The organism is Chryseolinea soli (assembly GCF_003589925.1).
Taxonomy (GTDB): Bacteria; Bacteroidota; Bacteroidia; order Cytophagales; family Cyclobacteriaceae; genus Chryseolinea; species Chryseolinea soli.
Window position 1 is genome coordinate 3006486 of sequence record NZ_CP032382.1, and the last position, 16279, is coordinate 3022764.

Genomic DNA, 16279 nt, shown 5'->3' on the forward strand with positions numbered 1-16279 from the left:
TAAACCAGCTTTCCTTGCAAATTTTAGAGATTTCGTTTTATGTCGTCGTAGGGATACAAATCGTTTATTTCCTGGTCTACTGTATTGCTTTTTCCAAAAAGCAGGCCGAGAAACAGGCGGTGGCCCTGCCCGTGTCGGTTATCATTTGCGCCCACGATGAAGAGGAAAATCTGAAGGAGCTCATCCCCCTGCTGCTGGCGCAGGATCATCCCGAATTTGAGATCATTATCGTGGACGACCGTTCCAACGACGGCACGTTCGACCTGCTGCTGACGGAAACGGGCAAAGACCACAGGCTCAAGATGGTGCACGTGAACCGCACCCCGCCGCACGTCGACACCAAGAAATACGCCCTCACCCTGGGCATCAAATCGGCGCGTTACGAATGGATCCTTCTGACGGATGCCGATTGCCGTCCGTCTGGAAAGGACTGGATCTCGGCCATGAGCACGCAGTTTAGCGATACCACCCAGTTTGTGTTGGGATACGCGCCATATATGCGCAAATCCGGCGTGCTGAACGCCTTTATCCGGTTCGACACGTTGGTGACGGCCATCCAATACATCGCCTTTGCCTTGCTGGGCCGGCCCTACATGGGCGTGGGGCGAAACCTGGCCTACCGACGGTCTAACTTCCTGGAAGTAAAGGGTTTCAATAACCTTTTGAATGTGACCGGGGGCGACGACGACCTGTTTGTGAACCGTCATGCCAAGGGCAGCAATACGGCTGTGCGCATGGGGGCCGCTTCGCTCACCCATTCCTTTCCCAAGACTACCTGGAAGGCTTTCTATAACCAAAAGGTCCGCCATTTGTCCGTGGGCCGGAGATACCGGATCATCCCTCGCTTTTTTCTGGGATTGTTCATGATCACCTGGCTGCTCTCGTGGTTCGGGGGCATTGGGTTGGCGTTCTTTTCGGAGCAATATTATATCATCCTGGGGCTGTTGGTTTTGCGAACAATCGTGTTCACCATCACAACTCAGGTGGCCGCAAAAACGTTAGGAGAGAGGTTCGAGGGTTGGGCAGTGCCGGTTTTAGATTTTATTTATGCCTTTTATTATCTTGTCACCGGCCTTGCGGCGTCTGTAACAAAAAAAGTACGATGGAAGAATTAGAAAATAGGTTTTCATCTAAGGCACTCGAGGATTTCAAGCTGATAGACATGGCGGTGGGGGGTGACGATAAAGCCTACGCTAAATTGTTACAACGCTACAAACGCCCTGTGTACCACATGATCCTGAAAATGGTACGCAACGTCGACGATGCCGAAGACCTGACCATCGAATCGTTTGCCAAGTCGTTTCGCAGCCTGCACCGCTTCAAGAAGGATTTCACGTTCAGCACGTGGCTGTTTCGCATTGCCACCAACAACACCATCGACTTCATCCGCAAGAAAAAACTCAACACGCTCAGCATCGAAAATACCTTCACCGACGACGACGGCCAATCCGTTTCCATCGATGTGGAAGACGAAAACCTGGATCCACAGGAAGAGGCCATCAAGGCCCAGAAAGCCGAACTGATCCAGATCTTCGTAGACAAGCTGCCCGGTAAATACCAAAAGCTGGTACGGCTCCGCTATTTCCACGAACTGTCGTACGAAGAAATTGCCGAAGAATTGGACGCCCCGCTGGGTACGGTAAAGGCCCAGCTTCACCGCGCCCGCGAGTTGATGTTCGACATGGTGAAGAACAAAAGGGATCACATCTAATCACATACCGCAAGCCGCGGGAATCTACCAAGCAACCTCATCTTGCCATCCGCCGACATTATATTCCACTATTTTCCGGACCTCACGGAAAAACAAAAAACACAGTTCACCAAACTGTTCCCACTCTACCAGGAATGGAACGACAAGATCAACGTCGTTTCCCGCAAGGACATCGACAACCTGTACGTCAATCACGTGCTCCACTCGCTGGGCATTGCCAAGGTGAACACGTTTAAACCCGGCGCTTCCGTGCTGGATGTCGGCACCGGTGGAGGCTTTCCCGGCATACCACTGGCCATCCTTTTCCCGGAAACGCAATTTCATTTGGTGGACTCCATTGGCAAGAAGATCACGGTTGTGAATGCCGTGGCCGAAGGTTTGGGACTGAAAAACGTGAAAGCGGAACAAGTCCGTGCAGAGCAGATCAAGGGCGAATATGATTTTATTGTGAGCCGGGCCGTCACGCGATTGAAGGAGTTTTATGGGTGGATCAATAAAAAAGTGAAGAAGCAATCGGTTCACGACCTCTACAACGGCATTCTCTATTTAAAGGGCGGCGATCTGGAGGAGGAGTTGGGTGAACTGCACAGACCCTACCAGCTTTTTGACTTGCCGGATTATTTCAAGGAGGAATTTTTTGAAACCAAGAAAGTGGTTTACGTGCCGCTTTAAATGGGTGAAAAGCCCATACTAACAACCGTCAGTTTTTCGCCGTTCACCCCTTTGGATTTCCCCTCATCAGGATGTAATCGTTTGCTATTTTCAGTATTTTTTCTAACTATTGTAGTCCTGAAGCCCGAATGAGAAAGATCCTTTCTATAGTACTCTCCCTGCTCCTGCTCATGAATGTGCTGGGGTACTATGGTGTTTTCATGGGACTGCATTACAAAAACTCCCAGGACCTCATGCAGCGCTTCGACGCCAACGACTATGGCGAACAGGAGACCGTAACGATCAAGGTGCCGCTAGCCCTTCCTTATGCTTCCGACGATGACCAATTTGAACGGGTAGACGGAGAGTTGGAACACAATGGCGAGTTCTACCGCCTGGTGAAACAACGCCTGCACCAGGATACTTTATATATGGTTTGCTACAAGGACAACCAAAGCAAGCGGATCAAACAGGCCCTGGCCGATTATGTAAAAACCTTCACCGACAAGCCCGCGGATGCAAAATCTTCCGGCAAGGTGATCCAAAACTTTATCAAGGACTACATCAGCAGTGTCATCAAAATAGAATCCGCGACCGATGGATGGGAGAATCCCCTTTCTTTCTTTGCCATCGAGCACACCTATCATCATTCGGTCGTTTCCCTCGTAAAACACCCACCCAAAGCCTGAGTCGCGAATTGTGCGATCAAGACTTTCTTGTCGTCGCAGACAAGCGTCATTTTCCATCTTTTATTCTTTAGTCAAATGTGAAAACCGGTAAGCGTGCTTGCCAGTCTTCATAAGCAACATGCGGATTTATTTTTCGCAGAGGCAAACACAAAGTCGCGGCGTACGGACATTGTGAGGAATGAAGTGTAACTAACCAAACCAAGTCATATATGAAGAGAATTTTTACAATTTTACTATTGTCGAGCCTGGGGTGCCTACACCTGCAGGCGCAGACGATAAACGATGGGTTTATGATGCCAAAGAAGACATTGTGTACGGGCCTTCTCTATACCCACGATCAGTGGACCAAGTATTGGGAGGGGACATTGAAGCGTGAAAATGGAAACATCGGCACCATCACCACCCAAAGCGTAATGTGGATGGGCACCTACGGCATTACCGACAAATTGAATGTCATTGCCATGTTGCCTTATGTGAAGACCAAGGCCAGCATGGGTACACTCCACTCCATGGAAGGCATACAAGACATCACCGTGGCGTTGAAGTATAACTTCTTTGCACACAAGACGGAGAAATTCAACCTCCGTTTCTTTGGTGTGGGTGCCTTCTCTACACCCCTAACAGACTACACGCCCGACTTCCTGCCCTTGTCGCTTGGCTTGGCCAGCACCACGGGATCGGCAAGACTCACGGGATACTTTGCGCTTTCGCAAGGATGGTTTATCAATGCTTCCGGAGCCTACACGCTCCGTTCGAACGTTACGCTGGATCGCCCGTCTTACTACGACGACGGTCAGCTGTACAACACCGATGAAGTGAAGATGCCGAACGTGTTTGATTACAGCGTCAGCATCGGATATCGCGCGCATGGATTGCAGGCACAACTTGACTTCATGCGACAAAATACTTTAGGAGGTGTTGACATTCGTCGCCAGGATATGCCCTTTGTTTCCAACCGTATGAACTACAGCAAGGGTGGAGCGCTCGTCATGTACTACCTGCCCCAACCCCGCGGCCTGGCCGTGAGAGGCGCAGTGACGTATACCCTGGACGGCCGCAATGTTGGTCAGTCCACCACGCTGATGGGCGGCTTAATGTACACTTTCATCTTCAAGAAAAACGAGACTACTACCGACGTATATGAGAACTAAATTTTATACAAGATTTATACTGGCAGCAATAGCCTGTCTGGTGTTTGCGACCAGCTGTGATAAAAGCATCACCCTTACCGAACAACTCACGCCCCTGAAACCGGCGGACAATGATGCCGATGCCGGCAATTGGTCGATGGTGCTGATGACCAGCCCCTCCCAGGTTGCTGTGGCAGCGCCCGCCGCGGTAACATCCGACGCTTACCTGGCCGAGTTGGCATCGCTGAAAGATATCCAAAGCAAGCTCAACCAAAACCAACGCAATGCCATCGACTATTGGAGTGGCGGTGGTGTGCTGCGCTGGAACCAGATCTTCCGCGAACTGGTTGCCCGCTACAATCTTCCTCCCTCGCCGAATGCTGATGGAAGCTATCCCGTACCGGATGCGGAGAACCCTTTTGCCAATCCTCAGTTCCCGTTCTCCAATCCTCCATATGCATCGCGTTCGTATGCGTATGTGAGCGCAACGATCTATGATGCACTGAAAGCAGCGTGGTATTACAAATATCTCTACAACCGAGCTGCACCTTACCAAACGGACAGTGGCGTAACGGCGCTGGTGCCGCAATCCGATTTGCCTGCCTATCCTTCGGAAGACGCCGTGATGTCGGGCGCGGCTGCGGAAATGTTGAAAGTGCTTTTCCCTGCTGCCGTAGAGGAAATTACATTGAAGGCCGGCGAGCAACGCAACGCTGCGTTGTGGGCGGGCAAAGCAACATCGAGCGATATTGCTGCTGGATTGGCACTGGGTAAATCCGTGGCCGAGCTTTTTAAAGCACGTGCGGCAAACGACGGTATGAAAACCGCCGGTGGCAACAAGGCATTATGGGAAGCCCTGAAAGATAATGCAACAACGCGTGGCGATGTGGCCTGGGCCAGTCTGGAGACGCCTCCGCGCCCGCCCATGCTTCCATTCTTCTATAAGGTGACACCTTTCAAAATGACCTATGACAATATTGTAGCACTGCGTCCCGGACCACCTCCGGTTGCCTTCAGCACAGAAATGAATGGCGAAGTAGAAGAGGTGAAATGGTACTCCACCAACCTGACGCGCGAACGCCTGGCTATCGTACATAAGTGGGCTGATGGCGTGGGCACCTACACACCTGCCGGACACTGGAACGACATTGCCGCTGAACATATCCGCGACGCAAATTATAGCGAAGTGCGCGCTGCCCGTGCCTTTGCCCTGTTGAACATGACCATGCACAACGCAGCCGTTGCTTGTTGGGATACGAAGTTTTTCTATTTCAACGCACGTCCTTGTCAGCTTGACAATTCAATTAAGACGGGAACCGGGGTGCCGAATTTCCCGGCGTATGTGTCGGGTCACTCTACGTTCTCCGCTTCGGGTGCGGCAATATTGTCCTACCTGTTCCCGGATCATGCCGGTGACTTCGAAGCGTACGCTAACGAGGCTTCGATGTCGCGTTTGTATGCCGGTATTCACTATCGCTCGGATTGCACCGGTGGTCTTACCTTAGGAAAATCGGTCGGTAATTTCCTCGTTGACAATTTCGCAAAAGGCGACGGCGCGGATTGATTTTAATAGTGGCGAATCTGTATGCTGAGTATTATCACTCGGCGTACAGATTCTTAACAATATTCATTCCGTCCAGCGGAGACGTTGGGTCTCTTGGGCGGCAGGAAGCTGAACATGTTGGTGAAGAACACCAACATGGGCGACAGGGCAATAAAAATATAAGGTCATCCGCCGAAAGGCGTATGATAAAGATGGGTTAGAGTTATCCGGGTAAGGCCTTTTTTTCATACGGGAAGGCCTTCCCGGTGATTCTATGATTTTCTCTCCGCCAATGATTTCTCGATCATGGCCTTCATCACATCGAAAGTTTGTTGGCGCAAAGCCGAAAGATCGCTGCTGGTCAATCCTTCCGTTTTAATTTCTGGAGCAACATAGATGCGGATGCGTCCGGGTTTCATGCGTATGGTGCCGGGCGGCATGAGCGGGCCTGCGCCCACCACAACCATGGGGAGGATGGGCTGTTGGGTGTCGATGGCAATGCGAAAGGCGCCTTCTTTGAAGGGTTGAAGAAGTTCCTTTGTCCTGTTCTGTGTACCCTCGGCAAATAGGAGAATGGAGACGCCGTCGAGCAAGATCCGTTTCAATTTATCCATACTTCGCTTGCGGCTCTCACCGCTGGAGCGATCGACAATGACAGTGGCGCCGCGTGCGATCCAGCCAAACACCGGGATCTTTAGCAACTCTTTTTTTGCCAGGGGGCGAAACTCGCCCGGAATGATCATGCGAATGCCGGGAAGATCGAGGAACGAGGTGTGATTGCTCACATAGATGTAGGCCTGTCCCTTCCGGAAATTTTCCTGACCATAAAAATCATAGCGGATGAACGTAAGCATGCTGAACACCCACGACCAGATCCACAGGAACGAGTAGCCGATCCAACTGACCTTTCTTCCAAACAGAAACGGCAACACCAATCCCGGCAGGAAAAAGAGCATGGAGGAAGTAAACACGAGGAATACCCAAAAGGCATACAGCCCAAGCAGGATAGAACGGATGATTTTCAAGCGGTACGTGTCAAAACTTCCGCGAAAGATCAGAAAGTTTCAGAAAGATGCAAAACAATGAGCCTGCCCGTTCCGGACGTACGACTTGCTTTTTGCAGAGCGGGCCCTTCCCGTGTCGTTGCGGGCCTCGGATGGGCCGCAACGACACGCGGGGCTGGGGGGACTACGAAAAGAACTTCGTGGTGCCCGGGGTGGCAATAGGGTAGAAACCGTTGGCGTCCGGTAAGGTGGGAGGAGTGGCATCCCACGCAAAACGGGTCGGCATGATGCTGATGCCCGAGTTGAGGGCCTTGTCCCACTCCACGACTTCACCGGAATAGGTAGCCATGCGGCCCAGGATGGACGTCATGGTGGACCGGGCTACGCGGTCGGCGTCTTCAAATTTGAATTCCCCTTTGGCGATGGCGGCAAAGAGTTCGTCGTGTTCGGTTTGATAGGGATTGTTCTCCAACTTTTTGTCGTATTGATAGGCTACTTTTCCCTTCTTGATGATCTGTGCATCGCCGCACTTCACCACACCTTTTGTGCCCACCAGCATTTCGTCTACGATGGCGTAGGTTCCTTTTTGGTGGCGGCACTGGCTATTCAGGATGGTGCCGTCGGCATAGTGGAATTCAACAAAGTGGTGATCGTAAATTTCACCATACTCCTTGCCCGTGCGAACCTGGCGTCCACCCATGCCTTGGGCTTTTACAGGATAGGCTCCTTTGAACCAGTTCATCACGTCGATGTTGTGGATGTGTTGCTCGTTGATGTGATCGCCACACAGCCAGTTGAAGTAGTACCAGTTGCGCATCTGGTATTCCATTTCGGTTTGAGAAGGCTCGCGCATCTTCACCCACACACCGTCGTTGTTCCACCACACCTGGCCGGAGGTGATCTCGCCGATCATGCCGTCTTTAACACGCTTATATAATTCGCGATACGAGTTTTGATAGTGACGCTGCAACCCTACCACCACATTCAATTTTTTTGCTTTGGCAAGTAGTGCAGTTTCAATCACCGACTTCACACCTGCGGGGTCTGTGGCAATTGGTTTTTCCATAAACACATGCTTGCCTGCGCGGATCGCTTCCGCAAAATGGATGGGGCGGAAACCGGGAGGTGTGGTAAGGATCACCACATCCGCTAAGGCGATCGCTTTGGTATAGGCATCGAAGCCGACAAATTTTGCATCTTCGGGTACGTTCACCTTGGCGCTCACATTGCCTTCTTCGTTGTTGGGATCGGAAAGCAATTTGTAGCAATCGTCGAGACGGTCGCGGAAGGCGTCGGCCATCGCCACAAGCTTCACATTTTGTTTGGTGAGCAATGCCTGCATGGCGGCACCGGTGCCACGGCCACCGCAGCCAACCAGGGCGATCTTGATGGTATCGTCAACGGAATGAAAATATCCGGCTTTCGACATGAGGGGAGCCGCCAGCAAACCGCCGGCGAGAAGCGTGGACTGTTTCACAAAATCCCTGCGCGAGGTTTTTGTGGATTCATCGATTGATTTCATAGGCATGTTGGTTTTATATTTATCATCTCTCCCTGCGTCAGGGAATTTACAATTCAAAATCCAATGTCATTTTAAATAGCTGACATAAAATTGTTCGATCGCTTCTTTCGAAGGAGCTACTGCAGGACGTACCACGCGGAAGCCGATGGACTTGCCATCGGTGAGCCACCAGCGGCTTTTTGGTACTTGCGGATCGCGCTTGTTCCAATCGGCCAGTGACGAAATGCGGTTGGCGCAGCGCGATTCTTTTGCAGGCGCCAGGTAAGACCCGCCGCGTGTTACCCGTGGATAGCGGGAGCCGGGATCCTTTACGGGATCTTTCGCGTGGTCTTCTAATTTTTTATAGGTGTTGTCGTCATATTGATCCAAGGTCCATTCCGTGAGGTTACCCAGCATGTCATACAGGCCCCAGGCGTTGGGCTTCAGTTGAGCCACTTTGTGAAATTTGTCGCCGCTGTTGTCTTTGAAGTAAGCGTAGTCCCGCAGCGCGCCGGGGTCGTCGCCAAAGGGATAGGCGGTGGTGGTTCCTGCACGACAGGCGTATTCCCATTCGGCTTCGGTAGGCAACCGGTAGAAAATGCCGGTCTGACTGTACAGCCATTTGCAGTACATGATGGCGGCAGACTGGCTCATGCTGTTGGAAGGTTGCTTGGCGTCGCGCCCCATACCCCAGGTGAGATCAATGTATTGGGCGGTCGGTCTCGAGATGGCGTCTACGGCGATGGCTTTGGTTTGGGGGACGTCCATGTTTTTAAAGAAAGCGTCCCACTCGGCAAAGGTCACTTCGTGTTCGGCCATCCAGAATGCGGAGATTTCAATGCTTTTTTGCGGCCCTTCGTCATTGTCGCGTCCGGTCTCGCTAGAGGGGGAGCCCATCAGAAAAGACCCCGCCGGAATGGGCACCATTTTGAAATTAACCGTGGTGCCCGGCACGGGCTGTTCATAGGTCTCCAGGGATTGTGCGAAGGCGGGAATAATCAGAAATGACAGAAGACAAATGAAAGCGAAAGATCTCACCGTTAGAATAAGTTTTAATGAAGGTTCAAGATAAGGAAATATGAGTCTTGCCGCAACGCAAACTGTCCTGCTCAACCACCGTTCAACACAATTTCGTTGCGGTGCACGGTAACGCTGTGCCCGCTATTTTTGTCCTGCGTCAGGCGTTGATAGGCGTTCTATTTGTGAAAAAAAATCTTCCTGGAAGTCAGGGTATGCAAGCAAAACGTACGTCCGTGACGAATGTTTATCCTACGTATACCCCTAGCGTTGGGTCCGCTATTTTTTCTTGATCAGGGCCATATAAAACCCGTCAAATCCCTCCGACGGCCAACTGTGTTTCTGTTCCACAAATTCGTATTTGTCGCCGTGTTTCGTGATAAAGGCTTCTACTTGTTTTTCATTCTCGGATGGCAAAATGCTACACGTGGAGTACACCATCATCCCGCCGGGTTTCAGCATCGTTCCGTAGTCTTCTAAAATATGAAGCTGCAACGTTTTGACCTCGTCGATAAACTGGGGTGATAATTTCCACTTGGCATCCGGATTCCGCTTCAATACACCGAGCCCGGAGCAAGGCACATCCAGCAACAAACGGTCGGCCGAATTGTCCAACCGTTTAATCGTTTTCGACGATTCGATAAATCGTGTCTCCAGGTTACTCACGCCAGCCCGGCGCGCGCGTTTCTGAAGTTCCTCGAGTTTCCAGGCTTCCACATCCATGGCGATGATGCGTCCTTTATTTTTCATGAGGGCCGCGAGGTGCAACGTCTTGCCACCGGCACCGGCACAGGCGTCGATCACGCGCATGCCCGGCTCTACGCGGAGAAAGGGTGCGATGAACTGTGAGGCGGCATCCTGCACTTCAAAAAATCCCTCCTTGAAGGCGGGATGACGAAAGACGTTCTGGCGTTCGGCCAATACCAGGCCTTCGGGGAAATCTTCCAACAGATCGGTCTCAATATCGCTGTCGGCGAGCTCGCGTTGCAGATCTTCGGCGGAGATCTTCAGCGTGTTGGCGCGCAGCACCACGTAGGCCTCTTCGTTGAGGGCTTTCAATTCTTCCTCCCAGCGGCGTTCGCCCAGCTCGGTTTCTCCCAGGGAGTCGAGCCAATCGGGTATGGATTCGCGGAAGCGGCGGATGGCGCGCATTTTCATGTCGCGTTCGTGGATGCGTTTTTCGTTCAGGCCCTTGAATTCGTCCCAGTCGGGGAGGGGAATGTTGTGGAGGACGCACCAGCCACCCAGCAGTTTCCAGTAGTCGCCTTCTTCGGCTTCGGTGATGTTTTGCAGGAAGCGGTACCAGCGCACGATGTCGTAAGTAGTTTCGGCGATGAAGCGGCGGTCGCGGGCGCCCCACTTGGGATTTTGTTTCAGCACTTTTTCGATGACCTTGTCGGCGTACTTATCGTTCTCGAAGATCATTTCCAGGGCCTGTACGACGGCGCGGGCGAGGTTTACATAAAGCTTCATGGGGCGTAAAGATAGCATATTAAGCCCTCCTTCGCCGAAGCTTCGGCGGGCAGGCAAGCAAAGTTGCTGCAAAGTTTTTTTCGAGGCCCTTTTCTGGTCTTCGGCTCGCCTTCGCCAAAGCTTCGGGAACGCGGCGCCTTTGCTGTAAAACCCTGCAACTTTTCGGGAATGTTTTTAACTTGGCTTACTCTAATCCTAAAAACTCACACCATGAAACGCAGAAATTTCCTCCGCAACGGTCTCACGGCAACAGCGTCCACGTTAGCCCTTGGAAGCGCCTTTGCCGGCACCGATCGCGCCGCCGAAAAGAATAAAGTCACCGCATCCCCCGCCGCCGAAAAAACATTCCGGCTCAATTATGCACCCCACGACGGCATGTTTGCCAACAGTGCGGGCAAGGATTTTCTGGACCAGATCCGCTTCATGTATGACCAGGGTTTCCGTGGCATCGAAGACAACGGCATGCTGAAACGCCCCAAAGAAGAACAGGAGAAGATCGGCGCGCTGCTGGCCAAGCTGGGCATGACCATGGGCGTGTTCGTGATCGATGGTGGCGAGAACTGGAAGACATCGCTCACAACCGGGAAGCAGGAGCATAAAGATGTGTTCCTCAAAGCATGCAAAGACAGTGTGGAATTGGCCAAGCGCATCAACGCCAAGTGGGCGACCATTGTGCCCGGCTTTTTTGAGCGCAACCTTCCGATCGGCATTCAGACCGGCAACGTGATCGATGCTTTCCGGCGTGGTGCGGAAATATGCGAGCCTGCCGGTTTGATCATGGTGATGGAACCCCTGAGCGATACGCCCGACCTGTTCCTGCGTGGCTCCGACCAAAGCTATGGCATTTGCCGTGCTGTGAACAGTCCCTCGTGCAAGATCCTTTTCGACATCTACCACATGCAGCGCAACGAAGGCAACCTCATCCCTAACATCGAAAAATGCTGGGACGAGATCGCCTACTTCCAGATCGGCGACAATCCCGGCAGGAAAGAACCCGGCTCCGGTGAGGTGCACTATAAGAACATCTTCAAATACATCTACGGCCGGGGCTACAAAGGCATTATGGGCATGGAACACGGCAACGCTAACCCCGGCAAGGAAGGCGAGGTGGCTCTTATCAAAGCCTACCGCGACAGCGACAGCTTTTAGTATTTCATTGTGTCTCTTTAGCGTCTTTGCACCCTTCGGCGAGCACCGAAGGGTGCAAAGACGCAAAGAGAGAAGCAAAGTTTCTCATCTGAATTCGAAACCCTTACGGCTGGTTTTAGTTAAATTGGTATTTATTTAACGAAACCCTCATGAAGCGCATTTCCTTTGGCATAGCCCTCTTTCTTTTATATTTCTCCGCTTCCGCCCAAATCCTTCAGAACATAAAAAACAAGGCTAAGAGCCTGAACACAAAAGAGAACCGCGAAAAAGTGGTGAACGCCGTGATGAGCGACATGGAAGCCGCCCGCTCCAAATTCGACTCCACCGATTTTGACTATGCCATTTTGCTGAGTGACAACTCAGGCTTGTTCGACGTAAAAGAAAAAGGAGAAAACGCGGCCCGTGTAACGACCCTGATGAGCTTCGGCACATCCTACGTCAAAAACAATGAGATGGCCGATGTCGACAAAGCGCGTTTTCAATTGGACATGGGCGAAATGTTTTATGCGAACGCCAAATTCTCGATCGCCGAAAAACGCTTTGCTTCCGCCAAGACCATCTATGAACAAGGCAGCCTCACCGACGACTTGGGCTACCTGAAGACACTCTCCAACCAAGGCCTGCTCTACGCCACCATGGGCCGCTTCACCCAGGCCGAAGACTTCACGAAAGACGCCCTCGAAAAACGCAAAGCCAAGTTTGGCGACAACAACATGAGCGTGGCCGCATCGCTGAACAACTATGCGGTGTTGAAATACAACCTGGCCCGCTATAACGAATCGGAAAAGGATTTTCAGTCGGCCGTCGGGATCATGAAAGGGAAAGCGCTCACGGCCGTCATGCCCTATGCCATCGTGTTGAACAACGAGGCGATGTTGTTCCAGGCGGTGGGGCGATACCCGGAAGCGGAGGCGGTGTTGAAGGAAGCGATTGCCATAGCGGAGAAGTTGCAGAGCAGCAAATCCAAAAATCACCTAAAGTTCTTGTCTAACCTCGCGTTGCTTTATCGACAGATGGGTAAATATCCGGAGGCCGAGGCCATCTACGCCGGCATGGAAAAGCGTCTTGGCAAAAACAATCCCGACTATGCCAGCATGCTGAACAACCAGGCGGCGCTCTACATGGTGATGGGCAAGGAAGATAAGGTGGAGGATCTTTTGAAGAAATCGGCGGCGATCTATAAATCCAGTTTCGGTGAAGAGAACCCTGCCTATGCCAAGGCCACGAGCGACCTGGGTAACTTTTATCGGTACAAGGCGCGCTACACCGATGCCGAGCCCCTGTTGGAAAAAGCGTTGACCATTCGGGAAACAACGCTGGGAAAAACCCATCCCCTGTATGTGCAATCGCAAGAAGACCTGGCCATCCTGGCGTGGAAGAAGAAAGCATGGGACCGCGCTTTTATGACCTATCGGGACGTGATGGATAAATCGCTGGACTTTGTGAACAACTATTTTCCGCCGATGAGCGAAGCGGAGAAGACCAAGTATTGGGATGTGCTCTCGCCGCGGTTTCAACGGTTCTATAATTTCGCCACCGAGGCCAGCGTGGAAAACCCGGCCGTGGTGCAAGATCTGTACGACTACCAGATTGCTACAAAAGCCCTGCTGTTGAACTCCACCAACAAAGTGAAGCAATCGATACTCTCCAGCAAAGACGCGGCCTTGATCAAAGACTACCTGACCTGGCTTGACCAAAAAGAGACGCTTGCCCGCCTGTATGCCTACAGCAAGGAGGAGCTGAGTTTGCAGAAAATAAACCTCGACTCCATGCAACGCGCGACCAACGCGATGGAGAAAAAATTGTCGGAACGCTCGGCCGAATTCTCTGCCGGTTACTCCGCACAAAAGATGAGCTACAAACAAATCAAGAACCTGCTCACCGACGCCGAGGCCGTGGTGGAGATCATCCGCGTTCAAAAATATGACCAGGCGTTTACGCCCGATTCCAAATACCTGGCGCTGGTGCTGACCAAAACCTCCGAGATGCCCAACCTGGTCGTACTCGACAATGGCCAGCAATTGGACACGCGCTACGCCAAATTTTATCGGAATGCCATCCAACAACACGCTGCCGACGAGTATTCCTACGATCAATACTGGGCACGCATAGAGCCAGCGTTGACGGGCAAGAAGATGATCTATATTTCTCCCGACGGCAGCTACAATCAGCTTAACCTGAACACGATGAAGAAGCCGGACGGCGACTACGTGATCAACCGTTACGACCTGGTGATTGTGGGCAACTCCAAAGACCTGATCGCCCTGAAAGCCCGTAAGCAAAAAACGATAAAGAAGAACGCGACACTGCTGGGCTTTCCCGACTATGGCGGAACATCTATCGCTGCCCTGCCCGGCACAAAAGTGGAGATCGATGGCATCACCAAGATTTTGAAAACCAACACCTGGCAGATAAAAACATTCACCCAAAAGACCGCCACCGAGGCCAACCTCAAATCCATCAAAGGCCCCGCGCTGATGCACATCGCCACGCACGGCTATTTTCTCCAGGACGTGGAGAGCAGCGGCTCTGCCTTTGGCGTGAACCTGGAGAACGCCAACAACAACCCGCTGCTGCGCTCAGGACTGATGCTGGCCGGTGCGGCGTCCACCGTCAGCGGTACGCGCATGCCCAACCTGGAAAGCAACGACAACGGCATCCTCACGGCCTACGAAGCCATGAACCTGAATCTGGAGGGCACGGACCTTGTTGTGTTGAGTGCTTGCGAAACGGGATTAGGTGATGTGAAGAGCGGTGAAGGTGTTTATGGTTTGCAACGAGCCTTTCTTGTGGCGGGAGCGGATGCGCTTATTATGAGTTTGTGGAAAGTGGATGATGCGGCGACGCAGCAGTTGATGACAAATTTTTATACGAATTGGATTAAACTAGGTAATAAGCAAAAAGCATTTAAGCAAGCGCAATTGCAGTTGATGACAAAGTATAAGGAGCCTTATTATTGGGGAGCGTTTGTGATGATGGGGTTGTAGGCGTTAAGAGAGAAGAACCGAGACTTATATGTTCGCCTTCTCCGCTTGATCGAAGAGTTTTATAATGTCCTCCGCTTCTTTGATCCAAAAATGACAATTGTGTGCTTTCACCTCGCGGCGATGCTCATAGTCGGCCTCCTTTCTTTTTTCGAATAGTTTTTCAAGGCGCGCCGCTGCCTGCCGTTTTTGGACGGAGAGCGCTCGCCTTAGAGAACTTATTACAGCTTGATGGACGCTGCCGTGGTCTACAAAAATAGCTAGCCTGTTTCGGATGTATCCAAACGCGCCATAGTAAGCACGGTTAATGGTGGAGCGGTAATGCGCCTCGGTTGAACCGGACATTAGTTCTTTGGAAACCGTAAGAAATGTTTGGGGATTAAAACTCACAACGGGTTTAGATCGATGTTTAATTTTCTTGATTCAACGGGAAAGTCGTTAAAGATATGATCGTAAAAGCTGTCGGTGAATGATTTGTATTTCTCCCAGTCACAGTGGGCATCAAATCGAATAAATAGGGTCTGCCAGCTTCGTCCTTCATTTAACAAGTGAAGATGCAGTCGCAGGTCTTCATCAAAAGAAGCCCTGATGAATTCGGCACAGAACGGCAGAAAGCGTTAGAATCCTCTGATGCCTTAACAGGAAATCTATTTCTTGCGTCGGGTTTTCGAACTCAAAATGCTTCTCGAGCAAGCTTCGTACCCTAAGCCTGTCGATTTCCAACGGAAGATATTTTTTCTGTTTTCTGGCGACAACCATTAGTGCTTTTTTTCTGAACTAAGGAAATTTAACTTCCGATCATTACAAAAGCAAAAGGTTCGTGCCAAAATAAACTTTGATAATAAGCGTCAGGCGTTGAGTTATGTCAACCCGCGTTTACTTTTCTCGTTATTCGTTCGGAAAACGCTGCTGCAGATTCCAGCCGTGTGAAAGTCGCACTACTTCGCGAGCGCACCCTTATTCACAATAAACACCGCCTTCAATTTCTCCACACCATCCACCAGGCCGGAGCCATAGTTTTGCTTGTTGAATTTTGGTGCCATGTCCCAGATCAGGTGCACGCGCAGCGGGTCGTCGAGGACCTTCTCTACCTCACTGCCGGTGACGATGTGCGCGGCGTGGCCGGTGGTGGCCACGAAAAAGAAAACATCTTTGGAGGCGTCGAACCCGTGGTCTTTGGCCGCCTTTGCAGAAAGGGCTTCTACTTTTTCCCCGTTCAGGTTCTCTACCGTCATGATGGCAAGGCGAGGGCCGATCTTAGTTTCGATCAGGCGGATCGCGTTGATGAGACTGTCTTTTTGCACATCGGAAATAACATGGGCTTCATCGAAGATGCGGTTCTCGATCGTGGCTTCTTTACTTCCGCAGGCAATCATGCCGGCAAACAGGGCACAGGCAATAATAAAATGAAGGGCTCTCATGGCGTT

The 16279-nt window shown here is 51.6% G+C and carries 14 protein-coding genes; 8 read left to right on the forward strand and 6 right to left on the reverse strand.

The features are described from left to right. The first annotated feature begins 14 nt into the window (after positions 1-14). The 6 genes from D4L85_RS12935 to D4L85_RS12960 all read left to right on the forward strand — a co-directional run bounded on the left by D4L85_RS12935 (position 15) and on the right by D4L85_RS12960 (position 5745). Positions 15-1115: a glycosyltransferase gene (locus D4L85_RS12935; RefSeq protein ID WP_228450872.1), complete on the forward strand. Its 1101-nt coding sequence runs from the start codon at positions 15-17 to the stop codon at positions 1113-1115. After that, on the forward strand, positions 1103-1711 hold the full coding sequence (locus tag D4L85_RS12940) for an RNA polymerase sigma factor (RefSeq protein WP_073133492.1): 609 nt from the start codon (positions 1103-1105) through the stop codon (positions 1709-1711). Before D4L85_RS12935 ends, D4L85_RS12940 begins: the two co-directional genes overlap by 13 nt. A gap of 42 nt (positions 1712-1753) precedes the next feature. Beyond that, on the forward strand, positions 1754-2383 hold the full coding sequence (gene rsmG / locus D4L85_RS12945; RefSeq protein WP_418219867.1) for a 16S rRNA (guanine(527)-N(7))-methyltransferase RsmG: 630 nt from the start codon (positions 1754-1756) through the stop codon (positions 2381-2383). 128 nt (positions 2384-2511) lie between these two features. Further along, the gene (locus tag D4L85_RS12950; protein WP_119754703.1) at positions 2512-3051 is read left to right on the forward strand and encodes a hypothetical protein; all 540 of its coding nucleotides are present in this window, start codon (positions 2512-2514) and stop codon (positions 3049-3051) included. A gap of 209 nt (positions 3052-3260) precedes the next feature. Next, a complete protein-coding gene (locus D4L85_RS12955) occupies positions 3261-4202 on the forward strand; it encodes a transporter (protein WP_160143699.1) in 942 nt (313 codons plus the stop codon). After that, on the forward strand, positions 4192-5745 hold the full coding sequence (locus D4L85_RS12960; protein ID WP_119754705.1) for a vanadium-dependent haloperoxidase: 1554 nt from the start codon (positions 4192-4194) through the stop codon (positions 5743-5745). The genes D4L85_RS12955 and D4L85_RS12960 overlap by 11 nt, the downstream gene beginning before the upstream one ends. Positions 5746-5996: 251 nt before the next feature. On the opposite strand, the gene D4L85_RS12965 is transcribed toward D4L85_RS12960, so the two are convergent. The 4 genes from D4L85_RS12965 to D4L85_RS12980 form a co-directional block, all read right to left on the reverse strand. Next, positions 5997-6749: a lysophospholipid acyltransferase family protein gene (locus D4L85_RS12965; RefSeq protein ID WP_119754706.1), complete on the reverse strand. Its 753-nt coding sequence runs from the start codon at positions 6747-6749 to the stop codon at positions 5997-5999. 163 nt (positions 6750-6912) lie between these two features. Next, positions 6913-8250: a Gfo/Idh/MocA family protein gene (locus tag D4L85_RS12970; protein ID WP_119754707.1), complete on the reverse strand. Its 1338-nt coding sequence runs from the start codon at positions 8248-8250 to the stop codon at positions 6913-6915. A gap of 66 nt (positions 8251-8316) precedes the next feature. Beyond that, the gene (locus D4L85_RS12975; RefSeq protein WP_228450873.1) at positions 8317-9267 is read right to left on the reverse strand and encodes a formylglycine-generating enzyme family protein; all 951 of its coding nucleotides are present in this window, start codon (positions 9265-9267) and stop codon (positions 8317-8319) included. Positions 9268-9525: 258 nt separating this feature from the next. Beyond that, positions 9526-10719, reverse strand: a complete 1194-nt coding sequence (locus tag D4L85_RS12980) for an RsmB/NOP family class I SAM-dependent RNA methyltransferase (RefSeq protein WP_119754708.1) — start codon at positions 10717-10719, stop codon at positions 9526-9528. Between the two features lie 210 nt (positions 10720-10929). On the opposite strand from D4L85_RS12980, the gene D4L85_RS12985 reads away from it, so the two are divergent. Together D4L85_RS12985 and D4L85_RS12990 are read left to right on the forward strand one after the other, a co-directional pair. After that, entirely contained in the window at positions 10930-11868 is a 939-nt protein-coding gene (locus D4L85_RS12985; protein WP_119754709.1) for a hydroxypyruvate isomerase family protein, read from the forward strand. A 149-nt stretch (positions 11869-12017) separates the two neighbouring features. Next, complete coding sequence (locus D4L85_RS12990) at positions 12018-14855, forward strand: CHAT domain-containing protein (RefSeq protein ID WP_119754710.1); 2838 nt, start codon at positions 12018-12020, stop codon at positions 14853-14855. A 24-nt stretch (positions 14856-14879) separates the two neighbouring features. On the opposite strand, the gene D4L85_RS12995 is transcribed toward D4L85_RS12990, so the two are convergent. Both D4L85_RS12995 and D4L85_RS13005 read right to left on the reverse strand, forming a co-directional pair. Beyond that, on the reverse strand, positions 14880-15242 hold the full coding sequence (locus tag D4L85_RS12995) for a hypothetical protein (protein ID WP_160143700.1): 363 nt from the start codon (positions 15240-15242) through the stop codon (positions 14880-14882). Between the two features lie 548 nt (positions 15243-15790). After that, a complete protein-coding gene (locus D4L85_RS13005) occupies positions 15791-16273 on the reverse strand; it encodes a TPM domain-containing protein (protein ID WP_119754713.1) in 483 nt (160 codons plus the stop codon). Between the last annotated feature and the right edge of the window lie 6 nt (positions 16274-16279).

Bases quoted from the DNA above. Each gene is read 5' to 3' on its own strand.
- D4L85_RS12985 (WP_119754709.1), top strand. From the start codon at position 10,930: ATGAAACGCAGAAATTTCCTCCGCAACGGTCTCACGGCAACAGCGTCC.
- D4L85_RS12955 (WP_160143699.1), top strand. From the start codon at position 3,261: ATGAAGAGAATTTTTACAATTTTACTATTGTCGAGCCTGGGGTGCCTA.
- D4L85_RS12950 (WP_119754703.1), top strand. From the start codon at position 2,512: ATGAGAAAGATCCTTTCTATAGTACTCTCCCTGCTCCTGCTCATGAAT.
- D4L85_RS12940 (WP_073133492.1), top strand. From the start codon at position 1,103: ATGGAAGAATTAGAAAATAGGTTTTCATCTAAGGCACTCGAGGATTTC.
- D4L85_RS13005 (WP_119754713.1), bottom strand. From the start codon at position 16,273: ATGAGAGCCCTTCATTTTATTATTGCCTGTGCCCTGTTTGCCGGCATG.
- D4L85_RS12960 (WP_119754705.1), top strand. From the start codon at position 4,192: ATGAGAACTAAATTTTATACAAGATTTATACTGGCAGCAATAGCCTGT.
- D4L85_RS12970 (WP_119754707.1), bottom strand. From the start codon at position 8,250: ATGAAATCAATCGATGAATCCACAAAAACCTCGCGCAGGGATTTTGTG.
- D4L85_RS12990 (WP_119754710.1), top strand. From the start codon at position 12,018: ATGAAGCGCATTTCCTTTGGCATAGCCCTCTTTCTTTTATATTTCTCC.
- D4L85_RS12980 (WP_119754708.1), bottom strand. From the start codon at position 10,719: ATGAAGCTTTATGTAAACCTCGCCCGCGCCGTCGTACAGGCCCTGGAA.